Consider the following 20,028-nt stretch of genomic DNA (forward strand, 5'->3'; position numbering starts at 1 on the left):
TTTTTATGCTTTAATAACTCCCATATTTACTTACAGAAACTATAGGCGGGCGTTAAGTCAGTGTGTTATTAAGACAAGACCGATATAAGGTATAGCTTGCAATTAAGATAGTATGCCAGCCACAGACTTATATAGGTTTATATCCATTCATATAGAAAACCCTCTTGCTTTTTCGACAAAAGTTTAAGACACTATTATTAGTCTGAATTTTCCTTCTAATCCAAATAATGAACGTACTTCTTTATTATTTTTAGATAAGAAGGTACAGACTTTTGTAAACGATTACATATCAGAGGAGGAGTTTTATGTTAAAAGGAGTTACTTCTTTTTTCGACCGCCTGGTACAGCGCTATCTGCCAGACGCATTCTTATTTGCTATCATACTTACACTTGTCGTATTTTTGCTGGGAATCGGAATCACCGGAAGTTCCCCTGGTGAAATGGTGCAATACTGGGGCGATGGTTTCTGGGATCTTCTGGCGTTTGCGATGCAAATGTCACTGATTGTTGTCACTGGTTACATATTAGCCAATACACCAGTTGTAAAATTCATCTTAGCAAAAATAAGCAGGCTGGCCGACTCGCCTGGCAAAGCGATTGTGCTGGTCACCTTCGTCACCGCAATTGCCTGTCTGATTAATTACGGGTTCGGACTTGTTGTCGGTGCCTTGCTTGCTGTCCATGTTGCTAAGCGGGTACCGAATGTCGATTATCGCCTTCTGATGGCCAGCGCTTATGGCGGGTTTCTGCTTTGGCATGGTGGCTTGTCAGGGTCTATCCCCCTTACCATTGCCACAGATGACCATTTTTTAGTCGACAGTATCGGAAGCATCCCAGTTACAGAAACACTGTTCAGCGGATTGAATATCACGATTGTACTTGTATTACTGGTGTCATTGCCGCTATTGAACTTGTGGTTATTGAGAACGAGCGGGGATTTAAGTAAAAACAATCTGGACTTTTTAGAAACAGAGTCAGCCGAGGAAGAACTGGCCGCAACCTCCGTGAGCGATATGACTCCAGCGGAGCGACTGGAAAACAGTATGATCATTTCTTTATTGATTGGAATATTAGGATTAGCTTTCATCATTTTTCATTTTTTTCAAAACGGACTGGACTTGAATATTAATATAGTGAACTTCATTTTCTTGTTTCTCGGCATCATTTTTCATAAGACGCCAAGAAGATTTTTGAACAGTGTCACCGATGGCGTTAGAAATGCAGGCGGAATCATCATTCAGTTTCCTTTCTATGCGGGAATCATGGGAATGATGGTCGCTTCCGGCTTATCCGAACAAATGTCGCTGTGGTTCGTGAGTATCTCCACGGAATTCACGTTCCCGTTATTCGCATTCCTAAGTGCAGGAATCGTCAACTTCTTTGTTCCATCAGGAGGCGGCCAGTGGGCCGTACAGGCTCCAATCATGATACCTGCTTCCCTGGACCTTGGAATCGATACAGCAAAAACAGCAATGGCTGTCGCCTGGGGAGACGCCTGGACAAACATGATCCAGCCATTCTGGGCATTGCCGCTCCTTGCGATTGCAGGTCTCAAAGTAAAAGACATCATGGGTTTTTGCGTCATCATCCTGTTTTGGAGCGCCATACCTATTTCCTTAGCACTGTTATTTATTTAAACAAAAAAGACCGTCACTCTTTGGAAGTGCTCCAAAGTGACGGTCTTTCGTAATATATAGTATAAATGCTGTTGAATTCGAATGGTTTAGTTCTGCAAACGATACCCTTCAAGTTTAGCAACAATTTGTTTGATCATTTCTTCTGACGATTGAATTTCCTTTGTTTCCGTCTTTTGAATCAAGTTTTGCAGCATTTCGGTCAGTTTCCGCTGTTCTTCCAACTACTACCCCTCCCAATCTATCAAACTTCCGTTTTGTCAATAATAAGAATATACCATAGATTAGAGAAGATTTCTGTAGTTTTTTGTAAATATTTGTTTCTATTTTGGAAATAACACCCCGGAGCCCTCCTCAATCCGGAGTATGCAGGATATCATTTGGCAGCTTCTTTATAGAAGTCATAACAATCGGGACATAGTTCTTTCCAGTATGTCCTGCCGTCTGTCACTGTAACTACTTCTGACATATCCACGGATTCACGGCATCTCCAGCAGTTCGTCTGATAGTCATCCATCAGTTCCCGGAGTTCTTCCTCGCGTATTTCCTCTTTCAGATCTTCATACATTCCTATCTCTCCTCTAATTAACTTTATGGTTACATCTTACTCTCTGTGTACCTGCTTGGCGAAATATGATATTAACGTTTCTGTCAGGTTATTTCATCAGACAATTTAATTTTAGAGGGAGGAAAGAATGAAAAGTATCATTCCTTGTATAGAAAAATATTAATCTTCGACAATTTTCTATATAATGATTAACTACAGGAGGGATAATAATGACCACACGGACCAATGTCATACTAGATTGCGACCCGGGTCATGATGATGCTATTTCTATCATCCTGGCCGCTTTCAGTGAGAAGATTAATATTGAAGCGATTACCACTGTGGCAGGTAATGTGGAAGTTGAAAAGACTACCTTGAACGCCCAGCGCATATGTGACCTTTTGCAGTTAAATGACATCCCACTTGCCATGGGAGCAGAACGGCCATTAGTGAAACAAAGTGAAATCGCAGGAGAAATCCACGGAGACAGCGGATTGGACGGTCCTCATTTTCCTGACGCCCCTGTCAAAAAAGTAGAAGAGATCCATGCTGCTGATTTGATTATTGAAACGTAAAAACACCCCTGAGCCCTCCAAATTCTGGAGGACCCGGGGTGTTGGTAAGCTTTTATTTTATTGATTTACGTCTACAATGCGGCCTTCTACTTCAGGTGCAACTGTTTCCAAAGAAGTAACGTGATCAATGAACATTTCATAGTCGATGAAACCTGGTTCACTGACGCGGTTTTCTTCATAGGCTTGCGCAAATACGTCATAGCCGTCGCCGCCTTTAGCCGTGAAGGCATTGGTTGCAACGTAGTAGTTTTCATCTTCGTTCAACGGTACATAAGATTCGTCTTCCTGTTCAACTTCTACATTGACAACTCGCTCACCCGCAGGCTGGCTGCTGTCATATTCAAATTGCATACCGGCAACATGAAGGAATGCACCACTTGCCTTCGGAGCCTGGCTGACACTGTGTTCCAGTGCTTCCATAACTTCAGCACCAGTCAGGTTCATAATGGCCAGTGAGTTTCCGAACGGCATCGTCGTCAATACTTCACCGACTGTGATATCCCCCTCGTCAATGGAGGCCCGGATACCACCGCCGTTAGTTACTGCAATTGTTGTTTCCGGATTAACGGATTTTGCTTTTGCAAGCATACCATCTGCAATTAAGTTACCAAGGTTTGTCTCTTGTGTACGGACAAATTCACGTTCCCCGTTCAAGTAAACCTCAGCTTCAGCGCCAATTGATTCGTTCTTAACTGCTTCCACTTGCTCTGCATATGGCGCAAGCATTTCTTTCACTTCTGGGTCTTCTTCCAGATCACCGATGTCCACCAATTCACCTTCGTAGCTGATGACTTTACCTTTTTTATTAAATGTGACATCAAGGGTACCAAGGTTGTCGTTATATTCACCAGTCTGAACAATAACCGTTGGTTCTTCGCCTGCTTCTACAAAACGTGGCTCAGTCAGTTCACTGTGTGTATGACCGCCGACAATGATATCGATGCCATCTACTGTTTCAGCTAGAGTCAGGTCGTTATCGTAAGCTGCATTATCATCTAGACCAAGATGTGTAAGTGCGATGATTTTGTTAACACCTTTGTCTTCAAAAGCATCGACCATTTTTTCTGATTCTTCGATGTAATCTTCAAAGGTAACATCTTCCGGACTGGAAATGTCTGCTGTCTCTTCTGTTGTTAAACCGAAAATACCAACCTTTTCACCTTCCACACGCTTGATGATACCACCATAGATAATTCCGTCTTCCGCCTTATGGGTAATGACATCCTCATAGAACATACCATCGAACAAAGCATCGTCAGAGAAGTCGACGTTTGCTGCGACAAATGGGAATTCAGCATTATCTACAAAGTCAGCCAATGCCTGATGGCCTTCTTCATTAGAACCTAAATCGAACTCATGGTTACCAAAAGCCATCGCATCATAACCAAAGTAGTTCATGAACTCCAGATCTGCCTGTCCCAGGAATTCGTTAAAATAAAGCGTTCCCGAGAATACATCACCAGCACTCAACAATAGGGATTCTGGATTTTCACTACGATAGTCCTCGATAGCTGTTGCAGTCTTTGCAATATCGTCCAGGTTTCCGTGTGTATCATTCGTATGCATTAAGTTTAATTCATATTCTTTATCTTTACCTGGCTTTTTGCCTTTTCCTTTTCCAGGATGATCGTTATGACCTTTCCCCTTCTTCTCACCTACTGTTTTCTTCGGATGGATTTGAGCGACAACCGGGTCATGGTCGCTTGCCCGTCCATGCTCTTCAGAAAAGTCAGCGTTGATGTTAACGATATCCACTTTGGTGCGATGCGCCAGGTTGTTGCTGACTAAAATATGATCCAGCACCTGAGAGTTTCCTTGGTAGATATAGGTATAACGCTCTTCTTTCGGAAGCTCTTCGACCATGTTGGTCAGGATATCACCTTTCAATGTCTGAACAGGAGCAGAGAATTCAAAGTCATTCAAGTCACCTAGTACAACAACGTTCGCATTAGGATCTTCGTCCATTAGGTCTTGTACAAAACCATTCACAACTTCTGCCTGCTGCAGACGCTGCTCTTCACTTCCAAGAACAACCGGATGCTCGGATCCAAATAACGCTCCATCGCCGCCTTTTGAATTAAAGTGGTTAGCGATTACGGTAACTTTCTCACCATTGAATTCAAATTCACCGGCAAGCACTTTTCGAGAATCTTCGAAAGCTTCGTTTGTCGGATCGATACGTCCAGGGTTCAGTGTCAAACCATTATCATCAACTGCTACTGCTGTCGTCGCATCGCCAGCCGGTTTATCTGTCATGGAGACACGATCAGGGTTGTATAGGAAACCAACACGAATATTTCCGCCAGGCTGACCACCATCTACTTTATCTTGTGGAGCAATATCTGAAAACTCATAGCTTGGACCGCCAGCCGCTTCGATTGCATCAATTAGAGTCTGATAGCTTTCCGAAGCATCTACCGTACCGTCATCAGTCGGACCATTGTTATCCTGTACTTCGACTAGTCCGATAATATCCGGTGTATTCAAGTTTTCTACCATTGTTTCTGCAATACGTTCTACTTTATCTGGATCCGTTCCAGCGTGGAAGTTCTCCACATTGTATGTTGCAACCGTCAATTTTGGTTTCAGGCCTTTAAGTTCTGTGCTATCCGGCTCTGTCCCGCCATCCTGGATTTCAGGGAAATCCCCTGCCGGACGGATTTTGAAGTTGCTGAAGTCATAGCTGACCACCCCTGTGATCGGCTCTTCAAAATAATCACCAGTTTTCGCACTGATGTCAACGCCATCAACGTCTACCAGCATGCGTTCTGGATTATAGTCTACTGGAGAAATCAACAGTCCGCCAGCTTCCGTACGAAGTTGATCTTCACTTGTTTCTACCACTACTGGAAGTTCATCATATTTGATTGGACCAGTCGCAGTTGCATCGTTCAACTGGATAAGCATGCCTTCCAGGCTTTCATAAAAGTCGAGGCCATCTGTTTCCGGGTCAAAAGAAGTCATCGCATCGTCTTCAATTACTTCAGTTGGCTGGATGCGATCTTCACCAATCACGACCGGATCAGGAACTTCCACACCAGACTCTACTACATTAACCGCGGAGCCCGTGATTTGAGTAGTCAGTAAATCATTAGCATCGGAATAACCATCTTCGCGCCATTCTGTAACTTTTCCATCGGCTTCAACCAAGTCGCCGACTTCGACCCCGTGGTTGCGCTGATAGACATAAATACCTTCAGATGTTGCAATATCATCATCAGGATTCGCGCTTTGCATGTAAAAAGCATTGTTGCCATCAACTTTTGTTACGACACCTTCCACACCGGAAACCGCACTGCCTTCATAAGGAGACGTGTGGCCGGCACCTTGGATATCGTGGATTTCCACTTCATCCGCAGGCTTTAAAATCGTGTAGTCGAATGTAGCGACTTCACTCGTTTCACCGTTGTCACGGGCCGCAACCGCTTTGATTGTCGTATCTTCTGTAATTTCAATTGCTCCGTCGTAAAGCTCACTATCAGTAGTAGGCTCAGATCCATCGATAGTATAGTAGATTTCTGCGCCTTCTTCGTAAGTCTCCAATTCTACTTCTGTACCTTCAAAAACCTGGCCAGAAGCAGGACTTGCTTTTACAGAGAAAACGACATCGATGACATCGCCCTCAGAACGAGGAACCAGCTTATACTCATTAAAACTATAATCTACTACACCTTGTACTAATTCATAGGTTTCTCCAACTTCTAATAAATCCTCATCGTTAGGAGTGATGGTGAACGTACCATTTTCATCCTGCGCTGTGAAATCGCCATAACCGTTTACATCTGTGATTTCAACTTTCTCTGTAGAAACAAATTCACCTTCAATGTTCTCTCCATTTTCCGCTGAGAAGTCATCGGATGTTACGGATTGAGCATCAGGTACTCCGACTCCTTCATTTAAAACGTCTACTGTTGCTGAAGATGCTAGGATCTGCTGCATGCCATAATAAGAAGAAAATTCACCTTGTGCTTTCACTTCATCACCTGGCTGCACATTCAGACCTGGCGCACGGACAATGATTCCAGCTGTTTCGTCTTGTATGTAAAGGTTCGTCTGTCCGCCTGCTTCGAAGGCTGCAGTCGCAACTCCCTGTACTTTTACATCGGTTCCTTCTTCAGCCTGCCGTGCTTCTTCAATCGTTTGAAGTTCTACCGGTTCCGTTTCCGGCACTTCATAAGAACCAAGATAGTCAAAAGTATCCCTAGGATATGCATCCCACTCTGCACTTGCATCAAATGCATCACTTGGATCAGTATCTCCACTTGTTACATCTTCGCTTCGAACCAGAGTTGCGTCAGCCCCAAAATTATCACTGTTACCAACCTGCCCGAAAGAGTCCACTACATCATCCTGTTTTTTCAGGACAAGTGCGTCATCTCCGTTGAAATTAGTGACACTATGGGTAACGTCTGCTTTAGCTTTTAGCTCATCGCCAGCCTGGCTGTTTACAATAACTAACACTTCGCCACTGGCTAATGTTCCTTCAGGAGTAAACGTGGATTGGGTGTAATCATTCCCATTAGAATACAACTCCAACGTATACTCTGATAAATCTATGTCACTGCCTGTACCGTTATAGAGTTCGAGCGCTTTATTATTACTGCTCCCCTCTACGTATTCAGAAATAATCAAATCATCCATGTGCTCATCCGCATGTACCGGTGCGACCGGCGCTACGAAGCCGAGCAGCAATACAGCAATCAAACTCAACGCCTGAATCCGATTACTTACGACCTTTTTCATCTGCATACCCTCCATTAGTGATTTATGGTCATACGTCTAACGATTCTAGTATAAAGAAAATCTTACAAGAAGAGTATAATTATGACAATATTCTATGAAAACGGTTCCATGATACTAGGACAATGAAACCAAACAACTATTCCTTAGTGAAGCATTTGATCTATTAACTGTTTACCATTTTCTTACAGATTAACCCAACAAAAAACCCCGGTCTTCCACTGCATGAAGGACCGGGATTATGATTTAAATAGATGTTGTAACCTGCAACAAAATCGCTTTTTTAATGGGTAGGTCTATTTTACCGGTAACCGCATCGACACAAAGAATGTCATACTCTTTCCCTTTTAAATAACCAACCCAATAAGGCATATATAATATCCATGGAGTATGAACCTCGACATCAATCGACTTTCTCTGTTTTTCTTTGCTGAAGGCCTCCCAGTAGATCGCTTTGCGAGCAGCCTCTTTATTTTCGGGTTCATTTAATGGAAGGAAATTTAATCCTTCTTCTACTGGATGGAGCGGGTATTCAGCTGGGAGGATGGCGGATATTCCCGTAATCGGTTCCATAGCAAGTTTACCCTCTACTCCCCCGTTTAGTGAGGCACTCTCTAAGTGATAGGGGTAGCACCAAAACGGAAGGTAGACAAGTTCGATTGATTTTAACGAAGCTTTCTTTTGACCAAATAATTTCATCATAACACCTGAGCTGTGTTGATGAATGGCGTTTATTGCCTTGTTCTCATCTATTTCCGGCTTGATATAGGATTGTTGATTCATGGCTCCCCCACCTCTTCATTTAATTATAACGACTGTAAGAACAATAGGAACAGAAGAGCTACAACGAAGTAGCCTAACAATAGATATGGCCACTTGCTTGTTTTACGTTCTTCCTCCACTTCTTTTTCTACTGTTGCTGCAGCCTCTGAACGCGCAGCCAATGCCTTTTGAATATCAGCTTTCCGATCCTGCATCGTCAATCCACTCAATTTTTCCTGGACAGGCTTTTTACCCAATAGACTGATCGTGTAACCTACAATAACAGCAACTAACGCGCCGACAAAATTATTATATAACCAGGATATATCAAGGAATCGTTCCGTAGCCCACACAGCAATCATACCAGCTACAATCCCTGCGAACGCACCTGTTCCATTACTCCTTCTTGTGAAAATGGCAAGCAGGAATACACCAAGCAAAGCTCCGTAGAAATAAGATCCGATTTTATTTACTGCTTCAATTACCGGGCCGAGATTAGCCGCAAAAAAGGCAAAGATCGTTGCGTACACACCCCAGAATACAGAAGCCCATCGTGAAGCTTTCAAATAATGTTTCTGTGAACCATTTTTCTTAAAGAATTTACTATAAAAATCACGGACCGTAACCGCAGATAATGAGTTCAATGCTGAATCGAGACTGGACATTGCTGCTGCAAACACACCTGCAATAATCAGCCCGGAAACACCCGCAGGCAGTTCATTCACTACAAACAATGGGAACAGTTCATTCATATTCTCGACATTTGGATCCCCTGCATGCTGGTAAAATGAGAATAGCAGAATACCAACAAACAAGAAGAGAAGCATTTGTGGAATCATCAGGAACCCGCCGAGCATCAGGGAAAGTTTACTTTCCCGAACAGATTTACTCGTCAACACACGTTGAATCTGACTCTGGTCCGTTCCGAAATAGGCAACGTGAAGGAAGAAACCACCAATCACTCCAGCCCAAATGCTATACTCTACCGATAGGTCAAAGGAAAAGTCCAGTGAATTCAACATTCCTTCAGCAGAAGCTGTGGAAATAACTTCTCCCCAGCCACCTGGAACATTGGCAAAAATAACACCAATACTGATTGCAGCACCAAGCCATAGGACGAACATTTGTATCACATCTGTCCAAATAACGGCGCTGATACCACCAAGTACCGTGTAGGCAACGGAAATGACGGCCATTAAAATGATAGTAATAGTCAAATCCCAGCCTGTTACTACGGATAAGACAAGAGCCGGAGCGTATAATACTACCCCAGTCGCAAGCCCGCGAGCTACCAGAAATAACAATGAAGCTAATGTCCTGGTCTTTACATCAAATCTTTTTTCTAAGTATTCATAAGCCGTATATACTTCCGTACGGTAAAAAAACGGAACAATCGTAGCAATTAAAAATGCCATCGCTAATGGAACGTTGATAAACGTATTGATTCGTTCCAAACCACCTTCATACCCCCAGCCCGGTGCACCGATGAAGGTGATTGCACTCGCCTGTGTGGCCATCACGGATAGTCCGATTGCCCACCATGGAATGTTTCTTCCACCAAGGAAGTAATCTTTAGTTGATTTTTGCTTTTTCCCGAACGCTGCTCCCATCCAGGCAATACCTAAAATGTAAACGACCAACACGATATAGTCCAACATGGTAAAGTTACTCATTTATCGTTCCTCCCTTATACTTTTTGTAAAGTGAATCGTTTCTATAAAACGCCTGCTTGCTCTATATAAGAGTTCCTTTCCATTATTCAATGCATCATCAAGTGACATAGCACCATCAACTATCGGTAGTACCAGCTCTAAACCTTCATCTTTCACCAGTGTCAAGTCACCTTCTATTTTTCCGGTAAAAGCTATGGCTGGAATATGATTTCTTTTGGCTAGGCGTGCAATCCCAATCGGAACTTTTCCATACAGTGACTGTGTGTCTAGCTTCCCCTCCCCGGTAATTACAAAGGAAGCTGACCGAATTTCATCCTCTAAATCACTCAATCTGGCCATCATTTCGAATCCGCTTTCAAAAGAGGGTTCAAGGAAAGATAACAGACTGAATCCAAACCCTCCGGCCGCACCGCTACCCTCTTCTTCCGTAAAATCCTTTCCAATGTGGCGAATAACTTGTTGCGCGTAACGGGCCATCCCTCGCTCGAAATGATTGAGCTGGTCATTTTTAACTCCTTTTTGTGGACCGAATACGGCAACCGCTCCTTTTTCACCTAACAGCGGGTTGGTTACATCAGAGGCCACCATAAATTCCACATTTTCTAATCTCTTATCTAACTTAGTAGAATCAATGGATGCGATTTGTGATAGAGTGCCACCTGAGGCACGGATTTCTTTTCCATTATCATCAAGAAATCGAACTCCTAAGGCTTCGAGGAAACCAGTACCGGCATCAACCGTGGCGCTTCCTCCGAGTCCGAGAATAATTCGTTCAGCACCTTTTTCCAGTGCTTCCTTGACAAGCTCCCCTGTTCCGTATGTAGAGGCATTTACAGGGTCCAGCTCTTTCTCCGTCAGCAGCGGTAAGCCTGAGGCAGCAGCAGTCTCCACCACAGCTGTTTTCGATTTCGGTATCCAGCCAAATTCTGCATCTATCAGACGACCAATCGGATCATTTACCTGCTTTACCACCTTTTCTCCTTGAAGAGCGATGGTAATAGCATCTACGGTGCCTTCGCCGCCATCGGCAACCGGGATCATAGAGATATCCAACATGGGGTCGACAGCTAATATCCCTTGCTTCATTTGTTCTGCTGCTTCCACACTTGTCATCGAACCTTTAAACGAATCTGGAGCTATAATAATTTTCATGAACATCATCCTATTTATTAGTTGGCTCTAATGATACTAAACAGCCATTCCATAAACTATGGTATAGAGATTAAAAAAATTGTTTTCAAATCATCTTTTTTTGTTACAAATAACAAAAAAGAAACCCCTCATACGCATCGAAGGGCTTCCGTTTAATCAGTATTCGCCTGTAGAAAAGCTAAAGCTACTTTCAATAAAACAGCATCACTCAATTTGCGCGGATCATAACCGAGTATTTCATGTATTTTGTTAAGCCGGTATTGCAGCGTATTTTTATGAATGTAGAGCTGTTGTGATGCTTTCGAAATCGACCCATTTTCCCTGAAAAAGACGTCCAGTGTTTCCAAGTATTGTTGCTTCTTAGGAAAAAGGTCCGGTTGGAGAATCCGCTCGACAAAATCATTTCGGATCTCCTTGTCTAAATGATAGATAAAAGATTCCAATCCTAGCTGATCATAATAAAATAAACGCTTTTCGATAAAGTCAGCGCGACGCAGAGCCAAAGCAGCTTCCTCGGCAGACTTTTTCATCTCCCTGGGGGAGGTATACATACGACCAATTCCTGCAATCGAGTTGAAGTGGTGGTTAGTCTTAATGGCAGCCTGTATTTTATTTAATCGATAAGTAATTTTTTCTTTCCTTTTATGAAGAGGCAATTCTTCGTCCGTGGCAAGCAACAGGGTATATTTGGTACTTCCTGAGGGAACGGTGACATGTTCACTTTTTTCCGGAAAATGATCCTGTATGACTGACAGGATATCGCGGCGGGCACGCTGTACCTCCAATTCCCCCTTCACATTTGCATGGTGGCTTTTCAACTTTTGGTAAATCCAGTCATTGAAACCGGTCAAATCCAGAATCACAGCTACTCTTGGGAGATGAATATTGATTCCCATAATCCAGCCACGCGAGGCGAATAATTTATCATCCTCCCAATCACCGGTAATCCATTCCTCGATATACGATTGCTTGGCGCGACTTTCTAATTCAATTTGTTCTTCCAGATAGGCTTCTTTAACGAGAACTTCCGTCATTTTTTGGATAATTTCGGCTATATGTCCAACACTGCTCGGTTCACCTGTCACTCCAATAACCCCAACTACTTGATTATGTAAAAAAACAGGCAGATTGATGCCATTCTTGGTCCCCTCTAGCATAGTATCCTCTGAAATGATCACTTTTGCTTTGGAAGCAATGACATTCCTGGCCCCCTCATGAAAATCACCGATTCGCCTGTCATCAACGCTTGCGATGATTTTGCCTTCTTCATTCATAAAATTAATATTAAAATCCGTTACTTTACTCATTTCATCTACGATAGATTGCGCAACTTGGGAAGAAATAATCATTGGTTCACATCCTGATGTATTAATAGCAGTTTAAGTATATCAAAATTAGTTACTCACCTGAGATAAAATTCATCACACAGACAAGTTTATCCACCACAGGAAAAGTTTACCAACAAACGCCCTTGGTGTTTATTTTTGCAAATACATACATCTACAATCCTTTCACTGTGAAACCCCTTTCAAAGCGAATTTCAAGCGGTTATAATAGTAACCATAAGATGATCATCTTGAATATCTGTTACAATTTGCAAATTTAAATGGAATAATCCTAACCCGGGAGGATTAACCGATGGTATTAGATGAGCGAAGAGCTTCTATATTAAAACTGTTCTTTGAAACAGAATCCCCTATACCCACCAGTAGTCTCGAAAAGAAACTGGGTGTATCGCAACGTACGATCTATTACGATATCCAGCAAATTAATAATTGGCTGGAGCAACAGGGGATCGAAAGTATTAAGAGGAAGCACGGAGCTGGTTTCTACCTTACAGAAGAAGCTCGTACGAAGCTTCCTCACCAGGCACAATGGTCTGATGAATGGGGCTACCAGTATTCTCAGGAAGAACGGAGAATACTCCTAATGATTTATCTGCTTACAGCAAAAGGTCCATCCTCTATGAAGATGTTCATTGAACTGGTACATGCAAGCAGAGGAACGATCGTTAAAGATTTAAAGCAGATCAAGAAGCATTTTGCAAAGCATTCTATTCAATTAGACTATCAGCCTAACAAAGGTTATGTGATAACTGGGCAAGAGACCGCGAAACGCGAGATTCTTTCAGATTTAGTAGCAGAAGTATATGTGAAGCAGGAAGCTGAGGTGCTTAAAGAGCAGGTGCATCATTTACTTCTTTCCCATGGTGAATCTGCTGATCAGGATACTGAATTGCAGGAACGCATCAAAAATCATCTATATGAAATGGAAGAGTTGCTGCACCTGACTTTCACGGAAGAAACCGTCGAATTACTGTCGATTCAAATTCTGATCACATTAAAGCGGCTGGATACCGCTCCTTCTCTGAAGGTTGATGAAGAAGAAAAAGAAGTATTGCGAACGACCAAGGCTTTTCAAGTGGCGAAGGAAATGATCGAGAAACTGCACGCGAAAGATACTAGCAGCATTCCTGAAGATGAAATTTGTTTCATCGCCATGAACATTCTTGGTGCCAAAGTACACCGAGATGATTTTTCAAGTGATAGTGAGAAGGAGCTCGAGGGTCTTCGAAATGTAGTGAAACGCATGATCAACGATTTCCAGGCGCATGCATGTATTATTTTCGACGACCGGGAAGGGCTGGAGGATAACCTCATCGCTCATATCAAACCCACCTATTACCGCTTGAAATATGGAGTGAAAATAGCAAATGAGCTGGCAGAGTCTATCCAGGAAAATTACAGTGAACTAATCCATCTGACAAGAAAAGTGATGATCCACCTGGAGTATTTTGTTGGAGTTGAAATCCCTGAGGAAGAAATCGCCTATATCGCGCTGCATTTTGGTGGTTGGTTAAAAAGAGAGAAAAAACATGTCCCTGCTGACCACCAGGCGATCATCGTTTGTGAAAACGGTATTGGTACTTCTAATATGCTGAAATCACAATTAGAAAACTTGCTCTCGGGGATAAAAATCACGCAAACATGCTCCATGAGAGAATTCGAGTCACAAAAAGATGCACTGGATGTCGATATCATTTTTTCAACGAATTTCATAAAGGAAAAAGATATTCCAGTCATCCACGTCCCTGCGATTCTCTCCAATACAGACAAAGAATTTGTCATGCAAGAGTTGAACAAGCATCTTTCTTATCAAGGCAAACAAAGAAATAAAGCTGAAAAACTGATTGCTATCATCGAGCGTCATGCCACCATTCATGATCGCGACCGGCTTCTGCAAGATTTAGAAGGATATGCACCAAAGAATTCAAGTGCTGGAAAGGAGCGTCATTCTCCCGTGTTACAGGAACTATTGACCTCAGATACGATACAGTTTAAAGACAAAGCCTCCGATTGGATGCAAGCTATAAAAATAGCTGCCCAACCGCTGGTAGATAAAAATTTCATCCATGCCAGCTACGTGGATGCCATGATTGAAAATGTAAATGAATTTGGCCCGTATATTGTCATTGCCCCCAAAATCGCTATCCCTCACGCACGTCCTGAAGCGGGAGTTGAACGATTAGGGATGAGCTTACTCAAGCTGGAAGAACCGGTTGGTTTTTCTGAACAAGAAAAACACCAGGCGAACCTTGTCATTGTGTTAGCAGCTATTGACAATGAAACGCACCTGAAAGCTTTATCCCAGCTGACAACCATGCTGTCAGAGGATGGAAACATCGACAAAATTTTAAATTCCCAAGATAAAAATGAAATCACTGATTTAATAGAAACTTACTCACACTAAGGAGGAACTAAAAATGAAAAAAGTACTAGTAGTATGTGGTAATGGATTAGGAAGTAGTATGATCGTAGAAATGAACGTAAAGAGCATTTTGCAGGAGATGGGGAAGGAAGCAGAAGTATCTCATACGGACCTTTCAAGCGCAAAGTCTGAGCAAGCGGACCTTTACCTGGGTTCAGAAGATATCGTCGGAAGCCTCGAAGATGGACAAAAAAATGTCGTCAAATTACAAAATTTAATGGATAAAAATGAACTTCGCGAAGCACTAACCAACAACCTGTAAAACAGCACGAATCAAACATTTTGAGGAGGGAATTAACAAATGGTCGATTTAATTATGGTGGATATATTAGGTACCCCTTCCATTCTGGTCGGTCTATTCGCCCTGATCGGACTGCTTATACAGAGAAAAAACATTGCAGATGTCGTGTCAGGAACATTAAAGACCGTGATGGGTTTTGTCATCCTCGGTGCCGGTGCTAACGTACTTGTCGGCTCCCTGGAACAATTCAGCAGCATGTTCGACGAAGCCTTCAGTGTCGGAGGAGTAATCCCTAATAATGAAGCTATTGTAGCACTGGCTCAGGAAAGCTTTGGAACCGAAACAGCGATGATCATGCTGTTTGGTATGGTAGTAAATATTGTGTTAGCCCGTTTGACACCATTTAAATATATCTTCTTGACTGGCCACCATACGATGTTCATGGCTTGTATGATTGCCGTCATCTTAGTCACTGGCGGTATTACCGGACCAACGATGATCATTGTCGGATCTATCATTCTTGGTGCATTGATGGTACTGTCTCCGGCTATGCTCCAGCCATTTACCCGGAAAATTACCGGATCTGATGATTTTGCTGTCGGTCACTTCGGCTCATTCGGCTATTTCGTTTCAGCGGCTGTTGGTAAAGCCGTTGGTAAAGGATCACGTTCTACAGAAGAAATCAAAGTTCCTAAATCACTTGGGTTCTTGCGCGATACTTCGGTATCCGTTTCATTGACAATGGTTATTCTCTTCTTTGTCGTAGCAGGAGCTGCCGGTCCAGCATTCATTGAAGCAGAACTAAGCGGCGGACAAAACTTTCTAGTATTCGCCCTTATTCAAGGGATCACCTTTGCAGCCGGTGTTTACATCATCCTTGCTGGTGTCCGTATGTTACTGGCTGAAATTGTCCCGGCATTTAAAGGAATCGCAGATAAAGTCGTACCAAACGCAAAACCAGCACTAGACTGTCCGGCAGTCTTCCCATTCGCAAGTAACGCCGTGATTATCGGATTCTTAACCAGCTTTATCGCAGGACTTGTCTCCATGTTCTTATTGCCGGTATTCGGATTGAAAGTAATCGTGCCAGGCCTTGTCCCGCACTTCTTCACCGGGGCAGCAGCTGGTGTCTTCGGGAATGCTACCGGCGGCCGACGCGGGGCGATATTTGGTTCAGCGGCAAACGGTGTCCTGATCAGCTTCCTGCCAGCTCTGCTGTTACCAGTACTCGGAACACTCGGATTCGAAGGAACCACATTTGGAGACTCTGACTTCGGTGTAGTTGGAATTGTACTTGGAAACCTGATTAATTTCATCCAATCTAATATATTCTTTATCCTGGCCACGTTTGTCATTCTAGCCATCCTCTTTCTTCTCGGCTGGAAAAACAAACCCACGATCGATGGCTCGGACAAAGCAGCATAAATAAAAAGTAACACCCCGGAGCCCTCCAAAATTTGGAGGGCTCCGGGGGTGTTTTTCTTATTTATTTTTCTTTTTTATATAAATGGGGCACTCTGCTTGTAAAGATAGGTACTTCTTTCCTTACTGATTTTACCCTTTCTAAATCTAATTCTAAAGAAAGCGATTCCACTTCTTCAACAGATCCCTCGGCTAACACATCGCCCCATGGATTGATGACCATCGAGGTGCCGGCAAAATCCACACCATCATAAGAACCGATCCGGTTACTGGAGCAGACGTACATTTGGTTCTCAATGGCACGCGCCATTTGAAGGGTGCGCCAGTGATCTCTTCTTGCCAGCGGCCACTCGGCTACAATAATGAGTACTTGAGCTCCTTCTAGTGCAAGAGAGCGAATCAATTCCGGGAAGCGCAAATCATAACAAATGATCAAACCCATTTTCAGGCCATCCAGTTCAAAAACCTCTGCAGGTTTCTGCCCGCCAGCGAGGAACTTTTCCTCCTTCAGCATGGGAACGAGGTGGACTTTGTCATAGTTATAAACCTCTTCCCCATTGGAATCAATCACATAAGCAGAATTGTAGATCCCACCCTCTTTTTTGTTAGCAATAGAACCTGCGACGATGTTCACTTCATGCTGCCTCGCCAGGCCTTTGATGAATGGGATAGTCGGTTCACCGTCAACGTCTGCATATTCGTCGAGTTCCGGCAAGGTGTAAGCGGTCGTCCACATTTCCGGGAGAATGATTGTATCCGGGTTATTTTCTTCGACTTCTTTCTGTATCAACTCTTTTACTTTTATCCGGTTTGCCTCTGGATCACCTGGTACGATGTCCATTTGAATGATGGAAAACTTCATGTGGCCTTGCTCCCTTCCTACTATATGTAAATTAACTTGTTATTTCTAATTGTATCATGAAATTTTTTATTCTATTAACTAACACCCCGGAGCCCTCCAAATTTTGGAGGGCTCCGGGGTGGAATTACTGGGAATTACTTCAATTAGTTAAAACATTGTAAATATATTCCACGAAAAGGTAAGTGATATCAATGTCAGTAAGTTGATAGAGGGATCGCGTCCCTACAACATCTTCCACTTCATTTAGAATAAGCGAACCATCCGAATCAAATAAAAAGTCAATACCAATAAAATCAGCGTCTAATTTTTCAGCTATTTTATGCACTAACTTTTTCTCTTCCTGGTTCAAATCATAAAGTTCGGCGGTTCCACCTATAGAGAGATTAGCTTTGAAGTCTTGCTTATTAGTGCGAAGAACTGCAGCAATGATCTCCTCACCTAACACATATACTCGCAAGTCTTTTCCAATAACTGGAGCCAATTTCTGTACGATTAATTGCTGGTAAGAATGAAATTTAAGCAGTACATTTTGTAACTCACCTTCATTAGCAGCCAGGTGAACTTGACTGCCTCCATGACCTTCCACGCATTTTACTACAACCGGATATGGAAAGAATGTGGCGTTCTTTCCGCATTCTTTTACGTTCATGAAATAGGATTCCATCATTGGAATTCCGAAGCTTGCGAAATATTGATGGGTAATTGCTTTGTTGTTTCCGATTTCAGATACAAACGATTTATTGAATACCCGAATGCCAAGATACTCTAATTGTTTACTCAAAAAAGAATCCCGGCTTCTCATAATAACAAAGTCAGGTAACTCCACTTCTACCCCTTCATATGTAACTAAGTACCGATTACTTTTTATGCCAAGGAGAAAGTTCTCCTTAACCATTGAGGTTAAGGACATATCCAATTTCCCTGCATTTTGAATAAGGGCATTCTTAAAGAAGTGATTGCGCTTCAAATCCTTCTCATCATAAATAATCCAACCATTGTACATAAGCTCACCTTTTCTGGTCCTCTAAGATAAAGTCGATAATATATTCCGTTACATCGATCCCCGTACAGTCATAAATGTTCTTCATATGAGCATTTGAATTCACTTCACAGACAACTGGTTCACCATTTGGACCGAACAAAAGGTCTACGCCAGCAAAACTGGCTCCCACAGCCCTAGAAGCATCGATCGCCAATTGTTTTTCTGCTTCCAAAGGAGTATAGCGATGCATTTTGCCACCATTACTTACATTGGCCCTGAAATCGACTTCTGAGGTGCGCAGCATAGAAGCCACAACTTGTTCTCCAACAACATGGAGCCGGACATCTTTTCCATAGCTAGACTCAACCATTTCCTGAAAAAGGTGGGCTTTGTTTCCGATTTCTTTCACTTTCTCAATCATTTCGTCATAATCCTGGATTAGGTAGACCTGTTGGCCAAACGAACCAAATGCTTCTTTAATGATCATTGGGAACCCGATTTCATCCGCTATATACTCATAATTTTCGAATGATGACACTTTATAGAAAACCTTTGGGCCAATAATAGTTTTCGGCATAGATATACTGTTCTCAGCAAGTGCCTGATGCGTCAACGCTTTATCATCACACACCTCTATAGCCGAGGAACTGTTATAAAGTTTCAGTCCCATTTTCTCTAAATGTTTAGCCAAATAAATATCTTTATCCCAAAAAATCACGAAATCTGGCAGAGCTTTTCCCTCATACTTGCCTTTAATAAAGCTTTTGCCGTGTTCCATTGAAACAATAAGTTCATTATTCTTGATCAATTCTGTCTCCAGACCTTTTTCATGTGCAACCATATCAATCCATTTAACTAAGTTATAAAATTTTTCATGAGTAGAGTTTCCATTATAGATAATCCAACCATTCGGCTTTCCCATTATTCTTGTTCTCCTTCTATCGTTCGTACTATTGCAGCCAAGCTTTTGTAGACTTCCTGGAAACTTTCCACCCCTATTTCAGTATCTAAAACTCTCCAGTTCATTTCTATTTGAATACACGGGATGTTGCATTCCCGAGCGATGGTAGCAGAGACTGTATGCGGATAACTGGCTGGGAAGTTTTCATCTACAACAATATTTTCTATGCCGTTTTCCTTAAGGCTAGCGGTACATCTTTCAATCAAGTATGTATTATTGGAGATGTTCTTTCCATAGCCGGTGCCAAGTTCGATATCCGCTTCTCTTTTCGGCGACATAATGTGGAGGTCAATCAATAGTTCAATTTGATTTTCTTTAATAGTTTCGATGAGAGCTTCTTTATACTCACATGACTCATCAAAATTTGCATCGTCGCCATTATTTCTGGTTTTATAGATGCTGAAACAACCAAGGTGTTTATTTAACAGGAGAGCTAATACACCAGTCCTGAACTCCCCTTGTTTAACGCTTCCTTCTCTTAATTGGGGAACGCTGTGGGGAGCAGAAATTATGATAGGAGCAGTCCCGGCTTTTACCTCATAATGGGTTGTCTCAGTTAGATTTTCATTTATAAATCTTTTTTCAATTAATTTAATTTGATCAGCATTAATTAAAGTCATAAAGCAACCTCAAATATTTTAATTTTTTAAACTATATATCGGTTATGGTATCAAATTACCATGCAGTAATCCATGAAGCTAAACTATTA

The 20,028-nt window shown here is 42.4% G+C and carries 16 protein-coding genes; 5 read left to right on the plus strand and 11 right to left on the minus strand.

Going from position 1 to position 20,028, the window contains the following annotated elements:
• The first annotated feature begins 305 nt into the window (after window positions 1–305).
• The gene (locus B9Y67_RS06885; RefSeq protein WP_085506016.1) at window positions 306–1,637 is read left to right on the plus strand and encodes a short-chain fatty acid transporter; all 1,332 of its coding nucleotides are present in this window, start codon (window positions 306–308) and stop codon (window positions 1,635–1,637) included.
• Window positions 1,638–1,723: 86 nt separating this feature from the next.
• Here the strand turns inward: B9Y67_RS06885 and B9Y67_RS20960 are convergent, their stop codons facing one another.
• Together B9Y67_RS20960 and B9Y67_RS06890 are read right to left on the minus strand one after the other, a co-directional pair.
• On the minus strand, window positions 1,724–1,858 hold the full coding sequence (locus tag B9Y67_RS20960; RefSeq protein ID WP_254901734.1) for a hypothetical protein: 135 nt from the start codon (window positions 1,856–1,858) through the stop codon (window positions 1,724–1,726).
• Between the two features lie 152 nt (window positions 1,859–2,010).
• Window positions 2,011–2,202 (minus strand): hypothetical protein, encoded by a 192-nt coding sequence (locus B9Y67_RS06890; RefSeq protein ID WP_085506017.1) that lies wholly within the window; start codon window positions 2,200–2,202, stop codon window positions 2,011–2,013.
• A gap of 209 nt (window positions 2,203–2,411) precedes the next feature.
• Here B9Y67_RS06890 and B9Y67_RS06895 point away from each other — a divergent pair, with 209 nt between their 5' ends.
• Window positions 2,412–2,756: a nucleoside hydrolase gene (locus tag B9Y67_RS06895; protein WP_085506018.1), complete on the plus strand. Its 345-nt coding sequence runs from the start codon at window positions 2,412–2,414 to the stop codon at window positions 2,754–2,756.
• 57 nt (window positions 2,757–2,813) lie between these two features.
• Here B9Y67_RS06895 and B9Y67_RS06905 read toward each other — a convergent pair whose 3' ends face one another.
• The 5 genes from B9Y67_RS06905 to B9Y67_RS06925 form a co-directional block, all read right to left on the minus strand.
• A complete protein-coding gene (locus B9Y67_RS06905; RefSeq protein WP_254901735.1) occupies window positions 2,814–7,499 on the minus strand; it encodes a 5'-nucleotidase C-terminal domain-containing protein in 4,686 nt (1,561 codons plus the stop codon).
• 243 nt (window positions 7,500–7,742) lie between these two features.
• Complete coding sequence (locus tag B9Y67_RS06910) at window positions 7,743–8,279, minus strand: hypothetical protein (RefSeq protein WP_085506019.1); 537 nt, start codon at window positions 8,277–8,279, stop codon at window positions 7,743–7,745.
• Window positions 8,280–8,302: 23 nt separating this feature from the next.
• Complete coding sequence (locus B9Y67_RS06915) at window positions 8,303–9,931, minus strand: sodium:solute symporter family protein (RefSeq protein WP_085506020.1); 1,629 nt, start codon at window positions 9,929–9,931, stop codon at window positions 8,303–8,305.
• Entirely contained in the window at window positions 9,932–11,083 is a 1,152-nt protein-coding gene (locus tag B9Y67_RS06920) for a glycerate kinase (protein ID WP_254901736.1), read from the minus strand.
• Window positions 11,084–11,235: 152 nt separating this feature from the next.
• Window positions 11,236–12,432: a CdaR family transcriptional regulator gene (locus B9Y67_RS06925; protein WP_085506022.1), complete on the minus strand. Its 1,197-nt coding sequence runs from the start codon at window positions 12,430–12,432 to the stop codon at window positions 11,236–11,238.
• A gap of 289 nt (window positions 12,433–12,721) precedes the next feature.
• Here B9Y67_RS06925 and B9Y67_RS06930 point away from each other — a divergent pair, with 289 nt between their 5' ends.
• From B9Y67_RS06930 to B9Y67_RS06940, 3 genes are read left to right on the plus strand one after another with little or no spacing between them, the layout of a single operon-like run.
• The gene (locus tag B9Y67_RS06930; protein WP_085506023.1) at window positions 12,722–14,833 is read left to right on the plus strand and encodes a BglG family transcription antiterminator; all 2,112 of its coding nucleotides are present in this window, start codon (window positions 12,722–12,724) and stop codon (window positions 14,831–14,833) included.
• Between the two features lie 13 nt (window positions 14,834–14,846).
• Window positions 14,847–15,113 (plus strand): PTS sugar transporter subunit IIB, encoded by a 267-nt coding sequence (locus B9Y67_RS06935; RefSeq protein ID WP_085506024.1) that lies wholly within the window; start codon window positions 14,847–14,849, stop codon window positions 15,111–15,113.
• Between the two features lie 39 nt (window positions 15,114–15,152).
• Window positions 15,153–16,517, plus strand: coding sequence for a PTS ascorbate transporter subunit IIC (locus tag B9Y67_RS06940; RefSeq protein WP_085506025.1), 1,365 nt, complete (start codon window positions 15,153–15,155; stop codon window positions 16,515–16,517).
• 61 nt (window positions 16,518–16,578) lie between these two features.
• Here the strand turns inward: B9Y67_RS06940 and B9Y67_RS06945 are convergent, their stop codons facing one another.
• The 4 genes from B9Y67_RS06945 to B9Y67_RS06960 form a co-directional block, all read right to left on the minus strand.
• Window positions 16,579–17,376, minus strand: coding sequence for a carbon-nitrogen family hydrolase (locus B9Y67_RS06945; RefSeq protein ID WP_085506026.1), 798 nt, complete (start codon window positions 17,374–17,376; stop codon window positions 16,579–16,581).
• A gap of 139 nt (window positions 17,377–17,515) precedes the next feature.
• On the minus strand, window positions 17,516–18,379 hold the full coding sequence (locus B9Y67_RS06950; RefSeq protein WP_085506027.1) for an ATP-grasp domain-containing protein: 864 nt from the start codon (window positions 18,377–18,379) through the stop codon (window positions 17,516–17,518).
• A 4-nt stretch (window positions 18,380–18,383) separates the two neighbouring features.
• On the minus strand, window positions 18,384–19,280 hold the full coding sequence (locus B9Y67_RS06955; RefSeq protein ID WP_085506028.1) for a RimK family alpha-L-glutamate ligase: 897 nt from the start codon (window positions 19,278–19,280) through the stop codon (window positions 18,384–18,386).
• A complete protein-coding gene (locus B9Y67_RS06960) occupies window positions 19,280–19,939 on the minus strand; it encodes a hypothetical protein (protein WP_085506029.1) in 660 nt (219 codons plus the stop codon). Before B9Y67_RS06960 ends, B9Y67_RS06955 begins: the two co-directional genes overlap by 1 nt.
• Between the last annotated feature and the right edge of the window lie 89 nt (window positions 19,940–20,028).

This window comes from Thalassobacillus devorans, assembly GCF_900176565.1.
Lineage (GTDB): Bacteria > Bacillota > Bacilli > Bacillales > Halobacillaceae > Thalassobacillus > Thalassobacillus devorans_A.